The organism is Nocardia sp. NPDC055053 (assembly GCF_053608285.1).
Genome location: NZ_JBSGVD010000067.1, coordinates 1 through 16,671, shown reverse-complemented (window position 1 = coordinate 16,671; position 16,671 = coordinate 1). Strand labels below are relative to the sequence as shown.

Sequence of the window (16,671 nt, the reverse complement as noted above, 5' to 3'; positions counted from 1 at the left end):
GGCGCGGATTCCCCCGGAATCCGCGCCTCACTGCTGTCTATCGCAACGAGCATCGACCGTCTGCACGTGACTTGATATCATGATATCGAACATTTTGATATCTGGAGGTGGGCCATGTCCCGTACATTGATCGACATCGACGACGACGCGCTCAACCTCGCGGCGGAAGAGTTGGGGACAAAAACCAAGGTGGCTACCGTCAACGCAGCTCTGCGTGAAGTAGCGAACAGACGAGCTGTCGCGAAAATGCTGCAGCAGTTCCGCGACAGCGACACCGACCTGTCGCCCGAAGGGATGAAGGGGGCCTGGCGCTGAGGACGATGTTCATGCTGGCGGATAAGTCGGCAATCGAGTGGGTCCTGCGTGATGCGGTCGCCGCGGCAGACTTCAACACCGCGACCAGCAAGCCGGGTGCCCTTGTCGCTGCATGCCACCTCACCGCGCTCGAGATCGGATACTCAGCTCGCTCCCTAGATGACTACATCGCCAAGATCGGGCACCAGAAGTCGCTGGTGTGGCTGCCGGTTACCGAAGAAGCGATGGATCGGGCGCTCGCAGTGCAAGGTTTGCTTGCCGAACGCGGAGCCCACCGCCTTCCGATTCCTGACCTGATCATCGCCGCGACAGCAGAGGTACACGGCGCAACCGTCATGCATGTCGACAGCAACTACGAAACGATCGCCGAGGTAACCGGCCAACCACACCATCGACTCCCGACGAGTTGAGCGATCGGCGCCTGCCGCCGAACATGGAAGAGGCGGTCCGGCAGAGCGATCCCGTTCAGCAGTCGGCGAACCAGGACTTCGCGTATCCCGCGGATTGATAGGCGTAATCCCAGGCCCAGCGGGCGGGTGAGAGGTGGGGTTTCGGGTCGACGAAGAGGAGTTCGCCGGACCAGCATTCGCCGAGGATGTAGCGGGCGCGGGAGATGTGCGGGGTGAAGGTGACCACGATGACGCGGTCCCAGTCGGCACCGAGACGGGCCAGTTCGCGGCCTTCGCCGAGGGTGGTCCGGGGGCTGGGGTCGAAGCAGATGACGTCGAAGGTATAGCCGCCGTGGCAGATCCGGTTGACCATCGGGCTGCGCTCGTAGGGGTTGGAGATGAGGACGCGGGGTGCGTATCCCTCGGCGGCCAGGCGTAACCCGAGTTGTTCGCGGCCGTCGTGGGCGCCGCCGAGGACGAGGATCGCGTCGGCGGGCACCGGTTCGTCGATCTGTGGCCGCACATAGACCGGCCACAGCGCGACCACCGCGATCAACACCGACAATCCACCAGTGGCGAACAGCATCCGGCGCTCCCCCGCCACTCCGCGATTCCTGGCCAGACGCAGGTGCCTACGGACCCACGTCGGCGGGCGGCGGCCGACCGGCTGGTCCCGTTTGCCCGTTCCCGATGAGTTACCCATGTTCTCGCGGTGGCAGCGCTGTGGACATCGTCTGATCAGGGTACGACTCACCCGGCGACGACCCGCCGACGTATCCCCCTGTACACCAGATGTTGCGCCCGCTCTTGCCTCGCTGACGCGGCGTAGCCACGCGCGCGGCTTACCAACAGGAGTATGCGATGCACAGTCTTCGGAACGGGGTACCTGGGGGCCACGCATGCCGCGTGTATGGCCGAGCTGGGGCACGATGTGGTCGGGGTGGATGTGGATCCCGGCAAGGTGGCCAAACTGGCCGACGGTGTGGTGCCGTTCTACGAACCGGGCCTGGACGAGGTGCTGCAACGCAACCTCGCCGCGGGCAGGCTCCGGTTCACCACCGACTACGAGGACGCGGCGGCCCACGCCGACGTGCACTTCCTCGGGGTCGGCACACCACAGAAGAAGGGCGAGTACGGCGCGGACCTGAAATACGTGCACGCCGTGGTCGATACCCTCGCCCCGATGCTGGAGCGCCCGGCGATGATCGTCGGCAAGTCGACGGTCCCGGTGGGAACCGCCGCGGCGCTGGGCGATCGGGCCCGCGCGGCCGCGAATGTCGACGTCGAGGTCGCCTGGAATCCGGAGTTCCTGCGTGAGGGTTTCGCCGTGCAGGACACCCTGCGCCCCGACCGCCTCGTCCTCGGCCTCGACCACAGCCGCGAGCGTGCGGCCTGGGTCGAGCAGCAGATCCGCGAGATCTACGCCGACCTGATCGCCGCCGAGATCCCCTTCCTGCTGACCGACCTGGCCACCGCCGAACTGGTGAAGGTCTCCGCGAATGCCTTTCTCGCGACCAAGATCTCGTTCATCAACGCGGTGTCCGAAGTCTGCGAGGCGACCGGCGCCGACGTGACGATGCTGGCCGACGCACTGGGCTACGACGCCCGGATCGGCCGCCGATTCCTCAATGCCGGACTGGGTTTCGGCGGCGGCTGCTTGCCCAAGGACATCCGCGCGTTCATGGCCCGCTCCGGCGAACTGGGCGCCGACCACGCCGTGGCGTTCCTGCGCGAGGTCGACAACATCAACATGCGCCGTCGCACCAAGGTGGTCGACATGGCCGCGCGCGCCTGCGGCGGCTCGCTGCTCGGCGCGAACGTGGCGGTTCTCGGCGCGGCGTTCAAACCGGAATCCGACGACGTGCGCGATTCGCCCGCGCTGAACGTGGCCGGGATGATCCAGCTGCACGGCGCGGTCGTCACCGTGTACGACCCTAAGGCGGTGGAGAATTCGCGCCGGGTGTTCCCGACGTTGAACTACGCCACCTCGGTCGCGGAGGCATGTGATCGCGCCGATGTGGTGCTTGTCCTGACCGAATGGAACGAATTCACGGCGTTGACTCCGGCGGACCTGGACCCGGTGGTGCGGTCCCGTTCGATCATCGACGGCCGCAATTGCCTTGATCGTGCTACCTGGCGGGAAGCCGGGTGGGTGTACGCCGGACTCGGTACCCCGTAGAGTGGCGATCCAAGCGGGGGCTGCCGGACCATAGATCCGAGTACGCAGGCTCCGCATGTCGTGCGGCAGGAACGAGATGGGCAGCTGATGAGTGCGGTATTGGGAGTATCGGTGGGGGCCGGCACAGTGCGCCTCGCACGCCCACAGCACGGTGGCCCCCACGGGTTCGTCCCGCCGTATTCGTTCGACCTGCACACCATTTCGATGCCGGAGCACCAGGCCGAGGAGTCCGCGGCCGACGCGATCGCCCAGACGCTGGCCGCATCGCCCGAGGTCACCGCTACCACCGTCACCTTCCGCAGTGATCGGCAGGCCAGGGCGATCAGGGCCGCGATGGCACGCCGCCAGCTCACCAACTATCAGCTTGTCCCCGAAGCCGTTGCCGCCGTGCACTTCGCGCACGCGACCAGCGATATGCGCGAGGTGTCGACGCTGGCGGTCTACGACCTGGGCAGTTCGGGTCTGACAGTGAGCGTGATCAACGCTCGCACCAGCGACGTCTACCAGTGCGAGCGGATCAGCGACATCAGCGGCGACTACCTGGATTCGCTGATCAGGGAACAGCAGATCGCCTCCGGCCGGATCGCGCATCCGGCCGATCCGGTGGGGCTGGCCGAGCTGGACGCGCTGTGCCGGGCCGCCAAGGAACAGCTGTCGAGCAACAACGCGGTGGCGCTGCCGAGCGAGCAGGGCCTGGTGCTGCTCACCCAGGAGAACTTCGAAGCGCTGATGATGCTGGCGATCGAGTCGTCGGCGCGGATGACCCGCGATGTCATCATCCGCGCGCAGCATCCGGTGCAGGCGATCATGGTGATCGGCGGCGGCGCCCGGATTCCGCTGATCGCGCGGGTATTGGAACGCACGATCGGCGTTCCGGTGATCGTGCCCGCCGAGCCGGAGACGGCGCTGGCCCGCGGCGCGGCACTGCTGGCCCGCCCCGCGCAGGTACAGCAGGCGCCGGTCGGTCCACCGGCAGCGCCGATCGGTGACGCCGACGACGCGACCCCGGCATGGCTGACCGCACCGGCCCGCCGTCGTCCGCTCAGCGCGCTGACCAGCCGCGGCCACAACCGCCGCGAGCTGAATGCCGCCGTGCTGACGGTGAGTTCGCTGGTGGTGGTCGCCGCGATCGGACTCGGCCTCGGCTACGGGCCGGAGGTGCTCGAGCGCGGCAATTCCAGCGACGGTCCGCAGGCGGTCCCCGCGACGACCTCGCCGCGTCCCTCGATGGCCGGTCCGACCTCGGCCGCGGCGCCGACCACGGACGCGATGCACGCGACCGTGGCCGCGCCGCCCACCCGTCAGCAGGGTGCCCAGCCGACCACCTCGGCCTCGCCGACGCAGGGCCCCAACACCTTCACCGTGGTGCCGGGCCTGCCGCCGATCGTGGTGCCGACGCTGCCGCCGGTGGTGTTGCCGGGCTTCCCGCCGCCCGGCGAGTAGTTCAGTTCCTGGCGTGCCTGGCACGCTGCGGCGCCACCGCGACCGGCTTGGTGCCGAACGGCCGGGCGAGCAGCACCGCGATACCGGTGGTCAACGGCACCGACAGCGCCAGCGCGATACCGCCGACCGCGGACCGGGTGATCTCGATGGCGACGGCGTCACCGGTGAGCACGTCGGTGATGGATCGCCCGGCGACGCTGAACAGCAGCAGCAGCGGCAGTGCGCCACCGGCGTAGGCGAGCACCAGGGTGTAGACGGTGCTGGCGATGTGGTCACGACCGACGCGCATGGTGGCGGTGAAGATCTCGCCCCGCGACGCGTCCTCGTCGAGCGCGGCGAGTTCGAAGGCGGCCGAGGCCTGGGTGATGGTGACGTCGTTGAGCACGCCGAGCGAGCCGATGATGAACCCGGCCAGCAGCAGTCCGGTGATGCTGACGTGCTGGAGGTAGGTGGCCACGTTGGTGTTCTGCTCTTCTGACAGGCCGGTGAGGTTGGTGACCTCCAGCGTCAACCACGACAGGAAGGCCGCCAACAGCATCGAGGCGAGCGTCCCGAGCAGCGCGGAGCTGGTCCGCAGATTCACCCCGTGCGCGAGGTAGAGCACCACGTAGAGGATCAGCGCTCCCGAGACCAGCGCGACCGGAATCGCGGGCTTGCCGTCGAGCAACGCGGGCAGCAGGAACACGACGACGACGGCGAACGCGAACAGCAGCCCGATCAGCGCCCTGAACCCGCGCCACCGCGCGACGACACAGATGACAACGACGAACGCGAGCACGATCAGCAACAACGGCAGCCCACGCGAGTAGTCCTCGAACGCGTACAGCGTCATTCCACTCGGATCCTCGGCCCGCACGACCCGGATCCTGTCACCGACCCGCAGATCGGGTTGCCCTGGCCCCGGCGCGATTTCGAACAGCGTCTTGTCCCCCTTGTCGGGCCCAGACCGCAACTCGACAATGCTCCGCTGACACGTATAGGCCCCCGTCCGCGGCGCCTCGGGCTTGTCACTGAACACCTTGCCCTGCGAGGGACTCCCACAGGGCCCGATGTCCTGCAACACCACAGTCCCCGCCTCGGTATGCACCGCCTCCCCGGTAGCGGTCTGCATCGGCAAGGGAATCTCGACGTGCTGCGTACTTGGCCACAGAATCACCGTCGCCACCAACACCACCACCCCGATGACCGCAAGCAGCCCCACAACGACTTTCGCCGCCGTAGCACTGATAGCGATAGGCCCTGAATGATCGTGATGGTGGTGGTGATGATGATCGCTCACCGCCCAAACCTTAAAGGATCTCGTTTTCAAGAACGACCCGACGCAACCCACTACTCAAGCAAGAACATGGGTAACTCACCGGGAACGGGCTACCCCGACCAAACCACCCAACTCCCGGCCGCAAACACAAACCTCCCCGCGCCTAGGTCTGGCCTAGAGTCGCGGAGAGGCGGAACAGCGCTGTGGGGGCGGCGGAGAGCAGGGGGATGTCTCCGCCGCCCGCAGGCAGGCGCCCAGGGGGGTAGGCGCGCGTACCTGAGGCTCTCGGCTGTCCAGGGGGGGTAGACAACCGGGCCGGGCGCCGAAGCGCCGAGGACTACTGTACACAAAAGCTGGACTTTTGCACTAGTAGATCTCTAAAAACTCCAAGATTCCGAACCCCGAGTCTGTTTTGGTCCCCCAATCCAGATGACCAGGTTGCCCAGCCCCTCACGAACTCACAGGTCAAGACCCTGACAGGTGAGCACTCACTGCCGGTAACTGGACAAGAAATTGCCGAACCGCTCGATCGCCACCGCCAGATCCCGGGCCCACGGCAGCGTCACGATCCGCAGATGATCGGTGTCGGGCCAGTTGAACCCGGTGCCCTGCACCATCAAGATCTTCTCCTGCAGCAGCAGATCCAGCACGAGCTTCCCATCGTCGTGGATCTCGTGCACGTTGGGATCCAGACGCGGGAACGCGTACAGCGCGCCACGCGGCTTCACACACGACACGCCGGGGATCATATTGAGCCGCTCCCACGCCACATCGCGCTGCTCGAGCAGCCGCCCGCCGGGCAGGATCAGATCCTCGATGCTCTGATGCCCGCCGAGCGCCACCTGAATGGCGTGCTGCGCGGGCACGTTCGGGCACAACCGCGACGAGGCGAGCAGGTCGATGCCCTCGAGGAAACCGGCGGCGTGGTCCTTCGGCCCGGTGATCGCCAGCCAGCCCGACCGGTACCCGGCCACCCGATACGCCTTGGACAGGCCGTTGAACGTCAGGCACAGCAGGTCGGGCGCGAGCGAGGCCAGCGAGACGTGCTTGGCGTCGTCGTAGAGGATCTTGTCGTAGATCTCGTCGGCCAGCAGCAGCAGCCGATGCTTGCGCGCCAGGTCGACGATCTGCTGCAGCACCTCCGCCGAGTACACCGCACCCGTCGGATTGTTCGGGTTGATCACCAGCAGAGCCTTGGTCTTGTCGGTGATCTTGGCTTCGATATCGGCGATATCGGGCTGCCAGCCGTTCGACTCGTCACACAGGTAGTGCACCGGGGTACCGCCGGCGAGGCTGGTCATGGCCGTCCACAGCGGGTAGTCCGGCGCCGGGATCAGCACTTCGTCGCCGTTGTCGAGCAGCGCCTGCATGGTGACGGTGATCAGCTCGGAGACGCCGTTGCCCAGGTAGACGTCGTCCACATCGAGCTCGGGGAAGCCGGGCACCAGCTCATACCTGGTGACGATCGCGCGCCGGGCCGACAGGATGCCCTTGGACTCGGAGTACCCCTGCGCGTAAGGCAGCGCCGCGATCATGTCGCGCATGATCACATCGGGCGCCTCGAACCCGAACGGCGCCGGATTGCCGATATTCAGCTTGAGAATGCGATGGCCCTCGGCCTCCAGCCGCGCTGCCTGTGCGTGTACCGGCCCACGGATCTCGTAGACCACGTCCTGCAGCTTCTTCGACTGCTCGAGGACGCGCGGCGGCACATGCGGGATTTGAGGACTCACCCGGTCCATGGTAGGTCCCGCCTCTCCGCGATTTCGGCCAGGCCCAGGCGCGGAGCAATCTGCGTCGGCGGCCGGCGGGCGATTCGCTAGTTCCGCTACCCCGTCCCCGACGAGTTACCCATGTCCACAGGTAATCAGGTGTTGCGTTGCAGCTTCTATGGTCGTGGACCGCTGCCCAGTGCCGCTGTCGCGACGCAGAATTCTTCGATTCTTTCGTCCAGGCCGCGAGCCTCGACGGCATTGCGATAGTGCGGGGCGGCGATCCGGCGGCGTAGACCGACGAGCCGCTCGCCGAGCTGGGCGATGCGGCGGTCCTCCGGCATGCCGAGGACGGGGCGCAGGGCGTCGGCGGCGCCGTCGATGCTGCCGTTGATGAGGTGGGCCGCGGCGTTGTCGACCCGGGCCAGCGATTCGGCGCCGTAGGAGCGCTGTAACGGGGGCCCGCTCGAGTACAGCGTGATGGCGCGTTCGGTGGCGGCCAGCGCCTGTTCGGCCCGGCCGAGCTGGATGCAGGTGGCGCCCGCGTAGTAGGCGGCCTTCGGCGCGCCGAAGCCGAACACGCCGCCGATCTCGTCGTGCAGTTCGTCGCGCCGGTCGCTCACGACGGTCTCGGCGGCGCGCAGGCAGCGGTCGGTCTCGGTGTCGCTGCCCAGCCGCGCCCACACCCTGGCCTCGATATTGAGCAGCCGCACCCTGGCCAGCCCCTGGCCTGCGAATTCCTGTCCGCTGCGCGCCAATTGGACCGCGTTGCGCGGCCGGTCCGACCAGTTCTCGATGAGGGCGTGCATGCCCCTTGTCCACGCGCGTAAGCCGTTGTGTCCGCTCAGTTCGGCGTAAGCCCAAGCGGCCCTGATCTGTTCGCCCGCGGCGTCGAGGTAGCCGAGGTCGGTGCTCGCGTTGGCCATCAAACCCGACAGCGTGCCGGCGAGCAGGTAGAGGTGACTGGTGTCGACCGGCTTCTGCTGCCCGTCGAGTAGTCGATACACCCGGCGCCGCACCCGCAGCATCTCCACCATCATCGGCGCCGGTGCGGCGTGTACGTATTCGTTGGCGATGCGCCGGACGTCGGCGTCGAGCTGGGCCAGCGTCGTCGCGCCGACATTGGTGCCCTCCGCGGCGGCCGCGTGCTCGCTGGCCTCGTGCGCAGCCGCCATGATCAACTCCCTCTCCGACAACACCTCGGGGACAGCGCTTTTGACCGCACCGGCGTCGACGAAGGCGAGTAGGTCGGCGTCGTTGCCGGTGGGCGCCAAAAGAGTAGAGAAACGTGCGCGGACCACGTCGTCGGAGCGAGCCAGCGACGTGTCGAGCGCGGCTTGATTCACCGGCCGCGGGCGCACGCGCTCGCCACCGGCCTCCCATTTCGACACCAGCCGTTCGTGCACGCCGAGGTGAGCCGCGAACTCTCGGATGCTCATTCGTTTGGCATCGCGAAGGGCTCTGGCCTCTCTGCCTGTCCACTCCCCGACCACGGCGTCACCTTTCGCGACGAACGACTGACTCCAGAGTACGAGTGCGACAGTGAGACACGCCACAGCTTCGCGGAATCGGTTGCCTGAGGCAGTGAAAGGGCGGTGCGGGGCAGTGGTCGCGAGCGCGCGCAGCCGGGATCCTTGGAAGGGTGGAAGCCAGAACTGTCGATGACTGGGTGTCTTGCTACCAGCGCGAATTCGGGCTACCCGTTCGCGAGCGCGGTGGCTTCGTGATGCTGCCGATCACCGATCGGCTTTGCGTGGTGCACCTGCCGACCACGCGAGCCGAGCTGGTGCTGGCGGCGCTACGGGAGCAACGCAGGGCCGGGCCGGTGCTGGCCAGGCAGATCCGCTGGAGTCTGCTCGCCGACCCCGACGCCAGGCCGCCCGCCGACGTGGCCACCGAACTGCGCGGCCTCGATATCGATGTCCCCGGCATCGGCAGCGCCGTCATGCTGCCGACCAGCCTGGGCCGATGGAGCCGCGAGGGCTGTCACTGGGTGCGCCCGCCCAGCGGCGACGACGTGTTACCGCCGCTGTCGCTGGTGCTGCACCTGGCCCTGTCGCTGACTTCTCAGCGGGTCTCGACGGCGTCGAGCGAGGCGGGCGGCAAGGGGAAGTTGAGGTACGACCGCGACGGTGTCGGCCCGCGCTGCCCTTGATACTTCGAGCCTGCCGCCGCGCTGCCGTACGGGTGCTCGGCCGGACTGGTCAGCCGGATCAGGCACAGCTGCCCGATCTTCATCCCCGGCCACAGCGTGATGGGCAGGTTCGCCACGTTCGACAGTTCCAGAGTGATATGCCCGCTGAAGCCCGGGTCGATGAACCCCGCCGTGGAATGGGTGAGCAACCCCAACCTGCCCAGACTGGACTTGCCCTCGAGCCGCCCGGCCAGGTCGTCGGGCAGCGAGCACACCTCGAGCGTCGACCCGAGCACGAACTCGCCCGGGTGCAGCACGAACGGCTCACCCGGCTTCGGCTCGACCAGGCTGGTCAGCTCGTCCTGCTGCATGGCCGGATCGATGTGGGTGTAGCGACTGTTGTCGAACACCCGGAACAGCCCGTCGAGCCGCACGTCGATGCTCGACGGCTGCACCATCGACTCCAGCATCGGTTCGACACCGAGCCGCCCAGCGGCGATCTCGGCCCGGATGTCACGATCGGAGAGCAGCACGCGCCCAGTTTAAGCAGCCGACGCCGCAGGTAGACCGCCCCCACCCCTGGGAGGCGGGGAGCAGCGCGTTGCCGCCCCCGTTCGGGTGGCCACCCGATGGACGCGGGGGCCGCGATCAAAACAGCAGCGAGGAGGGCGTGCGTCCGACCAGCTCGCGCGCGGTCCTGGTCAGATGCGCCTGATCCGCGAAATCCGCCCTGGCGGCCGCGTCGGCCACAGACCCGCCGGGCAATCCGATGACGGCCTGCCGTAGCCGGCCCCACCGCCGCAACCTGGCCAGCGGCACACCGAGCTGCGCCCGCACCAGATTGCGCAGCCGCGGCGCGGACAGTCCGACCGACCGCGCCAGCTCGGTCAGTGACCCCGCGTCATCCACCTGGTCCAGTGCGCGCGCGACCCGAGGATCGAGCTCGCCGCCGGCACCGACCAGGGCAATGGCTTCGGCCCGCAGCGCCGCCAGATCCGGGGCCGCCGCGAGATCGCCGCCCATACCGAGCGCGTCGAGGAGCCGCCGCTTGCTGTGCGCCGACAGCGCGATCGGCCCGTCGTGCCTCGCCAGCAGATGCGCATCGAGCGATACCCGAACGAACCCGCCCGGCACCTTGCAGGCATGCCGCCACTGCGGCGGAACAACGACAGCGGGCAACTCCCCGCGTCCAGCCTCCCCGTCGACCTCGGCCGGATAGCCGCCCAGCGGCAGGATGAGCTTCCACGCCGGATGCCGATGCGCGCCGACCACCCCGTCCCCGGTCCCGGCGAACAACACCGTCGACTCGCCGCACGCGAAAACCATTCGGCGATCGTTTCGTTCAAGCCGCCACAGCTGCACCGGCCCCATGCTCACTCCACGCACGCTATCGCAGCCCTGCTCCGGCCCGGGCTGCTGGTTGCGGCGTGCGGTGCGGCCGAGACCGCCGGCTCGTGATCACCTCGAAAGGACCAACCATGTTCGCGTTCTACCTCACCCTGACCGTGCTCACCGCCCTGATCATGGGCGTCGGCTCCTGGATGGGCTACACCCGCCACCCGGTCCCGGTCACGGCCGCGGCCAAGGTCGGCATACCTCGCTCCTGGATGTGGCCGATCGCCACCGTCCTCGGCGCCGCCTCTCTCGGCCTGCTCGGCGGCCTGGCCCTGCCCGCCCTCGGCGCCGCCGCGGCAGCAGGCCTGGTCCTCTACTTCGTGGGCGCGATCATCGCCCACCTCCGCGTCCGCGACTACGCGCTCGCCCAGCCCACCGCGTTCCTCGTCCTGTCCGCCGCCACCCTCACCGCCACCGTCCTCTACCGCTACACCTGACCACGCACCAGGAGCCGAACAAAGAATTGACCGGCACAGCAGCCGGTCTGATAGAGTCGCGAACGCGCTCGATGAACGCACGCCGATGTAGTTCAATGGTAGAACTTCTGCTTCCCAAGCAGACAGCGCGGGTTCGATTCCCGTCATCGGCTCAAAAGCAAAACCCCCCAGGTCATCCGGGGGGTTTCGTTGTTTCTGTCGGTCTGTCCGGAATGCTCCCGAAGAGCCGCCGTGCCACACACGTGCCACTCAGGCGCTGGAACGGACCTTCGCGGTACTCCGTCGCCATCCGAGACAGGTCGTCGGCAATGCGCCGTTCCGCGTCGTCGGTAGCCCGCTGGTAGATCAGCGCCGCCCGCATATCGTCGTGACCCATACGCGCCATCAGGTCCTTGGTAGACATCCCCGATTTCGAGGCCCACAGGTTTCCCGCGTGCCGCAAGTCGTGGAAGTGGATGCCCGAGAGCCCGACCGAGGTTGCGACCCTCTTCCACTTCACGATCTGGGTGAAGTTCGACCGCCGCAGTGGATTCCCCCGCAAGCCCGTGAACACGTACGCATCCGGTCGGTTGTCGACGTGCTTCAGGAGGTGCGCCAGGACATCGCGCCTGATCGCCTCCGGAACCGTCAACGTACGAACACCAGCCCGCGACTTCGGACGCGACACAACCAGCCCTTGCCCAGCGATCTCTACCAGCGCCTTGCCGATGCGAACGCTCGCCGCACCATCGGTGAAGTCGGCACGAGTCAGCGCGGCAGCCTCACCCCACCGCAGCGACAGGAACGCGGTCAGCAGGATCAGCACCCGATACCGCTCCGGAATCGCCCCAGCGAGCGCGAAGACCTGAGCAACGGACAGCACCGGCCGCTCTGGGCTGTCCTCATCCCCCGCACCTTTGACCCGGCACGGGTTGCGCGGGATGATCCGGTCCTCATCCACCGCAGTGTTCAGCGCAGCCCGCACCAGCCGATATGCCTTCGCGGTCGTGATCTCAGATGTCCCCGCTTCGAGCGGGTCCGACCGCCATTGCCGGACCATCGGGGTTGTGAGTTTGCCGAGCTCCGTCCCACCGAGAGCGGTCGACTTGACGTGAGCCCGCAGCAACCAGCGATACAGATCGAGAGTTTTCGGCCTCAATCCGGGCCGCTGGTCGATCCACCGTTCTACGTACTGGTCAACGTGGACCTTGCTCCGTTCCGGGTCGATCCAGTCGCCCTGAAGGATCTGCACCTCGGTCGCTGAAAGCCACTGCTCCCCAGCCTTCTTCGTAGCGAATGTTCTTGGGGCAGGACGCATTTGACCATCAGTGCCACGGTAGCGTGCCTGCCACCGACCCGAGGGCAGCTTACGGACGCTGCCGAATCCGCGCTTTCCCATTACGCCGCACCCTGGTAGCACGGAGCGACGTCGACACGACCGGCTTGCGCGAACGCCTCAAAGGTCCGACCGCTTGAACCGAACTCCCGTGCCGAGGTATTCGGCAGCTTCGCTGGCATATCCAGCCGACGAGTCTCCGAACAGCTCGGGGCCGCGATGGGCATCGACCTTCCGCCACATCTCGGAGCCACATCGGACCCGTTCGAACTCCTCGACTACGCCGCCCAGATCTCGCCAAAGGTTGCCGTCGCCACCGAGCAGGAACTCACTCGCCTCGAGGTCGAAGCTGTAGCCGTCGCCACGCCGACCCCGTACACGCATGAACTCATCCGGGAAGCGTCCACCAGGAACGGCGGATCAGTCGCCATCGTCAGCAACAACTCCGTTGCAGCCATCGACGCATACCTCCGGGCCCACGGACTCCGGACCCATGTCGCTGGCATCTACGCACGCACGTCAGCAGCGACCCGCCTGAAGCCCAGCCCCGACCTACTGACCGACGCGCTAGCGAGCCTACGAGCCGACGCGGTTACCGCCAGCTTCACCGGCGACTCAGTCACAGACCTCCAGGCCGCCCACTCCGCAGCACTCCCCGCGATCGCATATGCGAACAAACCCGGCAAGGTTGAGCGGTTCGCTCCCTACGCCCCCGCCGTGACAATCACCAGCATGTCCGCGCTCCTGGATGCCGTTCGCGGCGAATCCATCTCGCAGTAGACCCGCACAGTGCCCGTCACGTCACGGAGTTGTTGCTGAATTTCGCTATATAGAGTCAAGGCGCGTGCGCGCCGCCGCCGCGCGACGACGCGCAGCGGGTCTTGCTCGTACCTCACCGCCCCGGCGCGTCGGCACGTCGGCGGCGTGCACGCGCTATCAGCAGGCGGCCCACTCCTGACAGCTCACGCAGCGTCGACCCGATGCAGTAGACCGGAACGCGGCGAGGGCCGAGCCGAATTGCGGAACGGAATTCCCGAGCACGAATCGGCCGGCATCTGCCCCGATCGACGGCTCCCAGCACACCAACTCTCATACGGTGCTGCCGCACGAGCTCCGCTCGCTTGCCTCATAGACCAGCCTGCCGGACTTGCGTACTCGGTTGCCGAGGTCTATCCGGCCAGCCGGGACGCTCGGCTTCTCTGCCTGATCACCTAGCCGCTCACCAGGTGCGAGTGAATTGCTGAACGGAATCCGCGGGAAGGTCGGTGGTTATCGCGACCGTTGGCCGCGTGGCCCTGGTCTGGGTCGGCCTGCATTGTGTTCGTGCGCCACTCACGCGTCAAGGGCGCCTGCGGCGTCACTACGTGATGGCTATCGCCACCCTTGACCCGCGAGCCTCTGCGCACGAAGGGCAGGCCCTACGGGGCAGGCGGGTAGCCAGCCCCCTTCATGCGCAGGCCAACCCAGACCAGGGCCAACGTCATGAACAGTCACACACAGCTTGACGAGAGATTGGCAGCACCGCACACCGTCACTCAACTTTCCGTGCCAGACCACCATCTGTGTCGACTTCCCATCGCACGCCCGACTCATCGGTATAACGCACTGCAACGTAGTCGGCCGGAGGTGCATCCCAGTCCTTCGGAAACATCGTCAGAACCTCGTCCGGCTTCAGCACCTGAATCGGCAGCGCATCGATGACCTCTGCTCTTGGCATTTCACCAGGCTCGTAGATACCGAACTGTCGATCCAGCTCCAGCGCGGCAACCTCCTGGCCCTCCTGGACGACCCGAACAATCTCGATCTCGAACAAGCGCGATCTGCGCCGATTTCGCACCGACACACCAGCCCGTGAGTCTCCTGGCCTGATCTGGACTGCGGGTGCCAACTGCCGAGCCTCGATCCGTACCAAGGCTGCCTCACGAGCGAGATCGGCCGCTTGCTCTGCCCGTTCCTCGGCACGCAACTGGTCAGCTCGGCGCCGGTCAGAGGTCGCGATCCAGAGCGCAATTACGGCTGCGAAGAAGCTGCCTACTCCTCCCACCCATTGGCCAATACCCGCGTACCATTCCGCGCCCTGCGCACGGTCCATCACGACCTTCGTGCCCGCCACAAGCGCTACTGTCACCGCGGCCGCACCGCACACCGACCAGAACCAAACGCCTCGTGTGCGAATCCATGTCGCCACGCGACTCGGCACAGACTGCTCGGTCATCGTTTGTCTCCAGGCTCTCTGGGCGTCGTTAGGTGAGGAGGACGACAGTGCCACCATGGTTCTTCGTCCACCAGTCCGCGAAGAGTTGGTGATGTTCGACGACGAGCGCTTTGATGCTCCTTAACTGCTTCCGGTCTGCCCAAGCTGGCAGGTCCCCCTCAGATTCGCCGGTCTCAAGGTTGATCTTCAAGTTCTGGCTGTCCGGCGCACACTTCTTCAAGATATGGACATGAGGCGGTGGATGATCGTTCGGCCACACATGGACACTGATCCCACCATCGAACGTCCTCCCCTCCGCGACCAAAGCGGTGAGGAAACCCTGCGAGTCGAACACCATCGGCCAGTCATGTTTGTTCTCGCCGAATTCGTACAACGCGATGTTCACGAGTCGGCCAAGGACGTCTTCAGCTTCCAGGCGACTTTCGGACTCGGCCAACTCCCAGCCGCTGGCAGTAGCGAGGTTCCTGCTCGCCCGCTCATATGGCGTGAGATCGTCGTCTTTCATCGGGCACAACATACAGTCAAAGACTCAGCGCCGCATCAGACTTAACGTCGTCGAAGCGCCATCCGAATGGCCCAGCACCGCACGCGAGGTGCCTGCCCCTGGTGAGTCCACCTGCGAGCCTGTTGAAACATCCGATCATCGGCAGGAGTGGACGTTCGAACGTGGGCAACTCCCCTAGAGATGCCTGCCCGCCGTGCCCCGTTCGTGCCCCGAGCCGGGGTCAAAGGCGGTAAATCCGGGTACCCCACGCGCATTCGTCAGCCCAGGTCAGGCGGTGGTGCCCGTCTATTCACCTGCTTCCCAAGCGGATTGCGCAGGTTCGACTCCCGGCAGGGTGAGCCGGAGTTCGGAGGTCAGAACTACGTCCCTGTTGGCGATCTCGACTGCTTCGGCATCGAAATCGAAGTAGGCATGCAGAGTCGCTGTTACTCGGTCGTCGTTGACGGGTCCGAATTCGATGCGGGTCACGTCTACCGGGCAGTGTCCTCCGCCGATGTAGATGCTGGCGTCGATGAAACCGTCTTCGGGATTGACCGGGAAGGTGAACGTTCGCTGGTCCAAGTCCTTCAGCGTGGGGCCTGGCAGTTCGATGAGGTCGAGTCGGACCGCGGTGTCGATGATAGTTGGGCCGTCCGACCCCAATCGGAACGTATGGGGGTCGGACTCGTCGGTCGCGGAGAAGGTTGCCAATGGGATGGCGATGCTCCAGGTTCCTGCCGTCGGATCAGTGAGCGAGTACTGGATGGTTCCTTGCCGTGGCACGAGGAAGTCGTCGGAAAATGTGAACACAGGCTGACACCTTGTCATGTAGTCGATGCATATGCCGACGAAGGCGCGGTTTGACGTCACAGCGGTGATCACTGCGGTACGCAGTGAGTACGCAGCGGCTCCCAGCAGTGCCCGATTCAGCCAACGTTGCAACCCAGAATCCCCAGGTCAGACCCACAGAGCCATAACCAGCCCACCAGCACAAACGCCAGGAACGGTGTTCATCATCAACACGTGTTGGGCTCGCAGTGACCTCTTTCCGTTGTGCCACTTTGCGCGCCACGAACCTGGGGACGGGAGTTCATCGGTGCGTTGGGTGGGTGGTCGTCGGGCCGAGCTAGGAGCCGTGATCCCTCCCCGGTTACCGGCTGAGGTAGTTGCCGAAGCCCGAAGTTCTCGCCGATGTGGAGCGACCTGCGGCCGCTTGGCCCTGTTCTGGGTTGGCCTGCATTGTGATCCCGCGCCCCTCACACCTCAAGGGCGCCGATGGCGTCAGCTGCGCTGATGGACAATGAACCGTCACGGGTTGAAGACCGGCTTCAGGAGTTGACCAGCGCCGGTCGGCGTGGCGGGTTTTGAGCGTAGTAGGCAGTCTCGTGCTCGGCC

17 protein-coding genes and 1 tRNA gene are annotated in these 16,671 nt (G+C 66.3%); 8 read left to right on the top strand and 10 right to left on the bottom strand.

What is annotated here, in order from left to right; genetic code table 11:
- Positions 1–114: 114 nt before the first annotated feature.
- Together ACWF82_RS33620 and ACWF82_RS33615 are read left to right on the top strand one after the other, a co-directional pair.
- Complete coding sequence (locus ACWF82_RS33620) at positions 115–315, top strand: type II toxin-antitoxin system VapB family antitoxin (protein ID WP_452507601.1); 201 nt, start codon at positions 115–117, stop codon at positions 313–315.
- A gap of 11 nt (positions 316–326) precedes the next feature.
- Positions 327–725 (top strand): PIN domain-containing protein, encoded by a 399-nt coding sequence (locus ACWF82_RS33615; RefSeq protein ID WP_452507600.1) that lies wholly within the window; start codon positions 327–329, stop codon positions 723–725.
- Between the two features lie 55 nt (positions 726–780).
- Here ACWF82_RS33615 and ACWF82_RS33610 read toward each other — a convergent pair whose 3' ends face one another.
- Positions 781–1,290 (bottom strand): YdcF family protein, encoded by a 510-nt coding sequence (locus ACWF82_RS33610; RefSeq protein ID WP_452507599.1) that lies wholly within the window; start codon positions 1,288–1,290, stop codon positions 781–783.
- A 270-nt stretch (positions 1,291–1,560) separates the two neighbouring features.
- Here ACWF82_RS33610 and ACWF82_RS33605 point away from each other — a divergent pair, with 270 nt between their 5' ends.
- The gene (locus tag ACWF82_RS33605; RefSeq protein ID WP_452507598.1) at positions 1,561–2,883 is read left to right on the top strand and encodes a UDP-glucose dehydrogenase family protein; all 1,323 of its coding nucleotides are present in this window, start codon (positions 1,561–1,563) and stop codon (positions 2,881–2,883) included.
- A gap of 87 nt (positions 2,884–2,970) precedes the next feature.
- Positions 2,971–4,326 (top strand): Hsp70 family protein, encoded by a 1,356-nt coding sequence (locus ACWF82_RS33600; protein ID WP_452507597.1) that lies wholly within the window; start codon positions 2,971–2,973, stop codon positions 4,324–4,326.
- Between the two features lies 1 nt (position 4,327).
- Here ACWF82_RS33600 and ACWF82_RS33595 read toward each other — a convergent pair whose 3' ends face one another.
- The 3 genes from ACWF82_RS33595 to ACWF82_RS33585 all read right to left on the bottom strand — a co-directional run bounded on the left by ACWF82_RS33595 (position 4,328) and on the right by ACWF82_RS33585 (position 8,735).
- Positions 4,328–5,605, bottom strand: coding sequence for a YibE/F family protein (locus ACWF82_RS33595; protein WP_452507596.1), 1,278 nt, complete (start codon positions 5,603–5,605; stop codon positions 4,328–4,330).
- Between the two features lie 467 nt (positions 5,606–6,072).
- The gene (locus ACWF82_RS33590; RefSeq protein WP_452507595.1) at positions 6,073–7,326 is read right to left on the bottom strand and encodes a pyridoxal phosphate-dependent aminotransferase; all 1,254 of its coding nucleotides are present in this window, start codon (positions 7,324–7,326) and stop codon (positions 6,073–6,075) included.
- A gap of 146 nt (positions 7,327–7,472) precedes the next feature.
- On the bottom strand, positions 7,473–8,735 hold the full coding sequence (locus tag ACWF82_RS33585) for a helix-turn-helix domain-containing protein (RefSeq protein WP_452507594.1): 1,263 nt from the start codon (positions 8,733–8,735) through the stop codon (positions 7,473–7,475).
- A gap of 203 nt (positions 8,736–8,938) precedes the next feature.
- Here ACWF82_RS33585 and ACWF82_RS33580 point away from each other — a divergent pair, with 203 nt between their 5' ends.
- Positions 8,939–9,451 carry a hypothetical protein gene (locus ACWF82_RS33580; protein ID WP_452507593.1) on the top strand — a complete coding sequence of 171 codons (513 nt, stop codon included), beginning with the start codon at positions 8,939–8,941 and terminating at the stop codon, positions 9,449–9,451.
- Here the strand turns inward: ACWF82_RS33580 and dcd are convergent.
- Both dcd and ACWF82_RS33570 read right to left on the bottom strand, forming a co-directional pair.
- Complete coding sequence (dcd, locus tag ACWF82_RS33575) at positions 9,364–9,963, bottom strand: dCTP deaminase (protein WP_189034433.1); 600 nt, start codon at positions 9,961–9,963, stop codon at positions 9,364–9,366. The genes ACWF82_RS33580 and dcd overlap by 88 nt on opposite strands.
- A gap of 115 nt (positions 9,964–10,078) precedes the next feature.
- Positions 10,079–10,756: a helix-turn-helix domain-containing protein gene (locus tag ACWF82_RS33570; protein WP_452507592.1), complete on the bottom strand. Its 678-nt coding sequence runs from the start codon at positions 10,754–10,756 to the stop codon at positions 10,079–10,081.
- Between the two features lie 152 nt (positions 10,757–10,908).
- On the opposite strand from ACWF82_RS33570, the gene ACWF82_RS33565 reads away from it, so the two are divergent.
- Positions 10,909–11,262, top strand: coding sequence for a DoxX family protein (locus ACWF82_RS33565; RefSeq protein ID WP_452507591.1), 354 nt, complete (start codon positions 10,909–10,911; stop codon positions 11,260–11,262).
- Between the two features lie 81 nt (positions 11,263–11,343).
- A tRNA-Gly gene (locus tag ACWF82_RS33560) sits at positions 11,344–11,414 on the top strand.
- Positions 11,415–11,434: 20 nt separating this feature from the next.
- Here ACWF82_RS33560 and ACWF82_RS33555 read toward each other — a convergent pair.
- Positions 11,435–12,493, bottom strand: a complete 1,059-nt coding sequence (locus ACWF82_RS33555; RefSeq protein ID WP_452507590.1) for a tyrosine-type recombinase/integrase — start codon at positions 12,491–12,493, stop codon at positions 11,435–11,437.
- Positions 12,494–12,796: 303 nt separating this feature from the next.
- Between ACWF82_RS33555 and ACWF82_RS33550 the strand changes: the two genes are divergently transcribed.
- Positions 12,797–13,357, top strand: a complete 561-nt coding sequence (locus ACWF82_RS33550; protein WP_452507589.1) for an HAD family hydrolase — start codon at positions 12,797–12,799, stop codon at positions 13,355–13,357.
- 751 nt (positions 13,358–14,108) lie between these two features.
- On the opposite strand, the gene ACWF82_RS33545 is transcribed toward ACWF82_RS33550, so the two are convergent.
- From ACWF82_RS33545 to ACWF82_RS33535, 3 genes are all read right to left on the bottom strand, one after another.
- Positions 14,109–14,792, bottom strand: coding sequence for a hypothetical protein (locus tag ACWF82_RS33545; protein WP_452507588.1), 684 nt, complete (start codon positions 14,790–14,792; stop codon positions 14,109–14,111).
- Positions 14,793–14,820: 28 nt separating this feature from the next.
- Positions 14,821–15,297 carry a DUF4160 domain-containing protein gene (locus ACWF82_RS33540; RefSeq protein ID WP_452507587.1) on the bottom strand — a complete coding sequence of 159 codons (477 nt, stop codon included), beginning with the start codon at positions 15,295–15,297 and terminating at the stop codon, positions 14,821–14,823.
- Between the two features lie 285 nt (positions 15,298–15,582).
- Positions 15,583–16,086 carry a hypothetical protein gene (locus ACWF82_RS33535; RefSeq protein WP_452507586.1) on the bottom strand — a complete coding sequence of 168 codons (504 nt, stop codon included), beginning with the start codon at positions 16,084–16,086 and terminating at the stop codon, positions 15,583–15,585.
- Positions 16,087–16,671 lie beyond the last annotated feature (585 nt).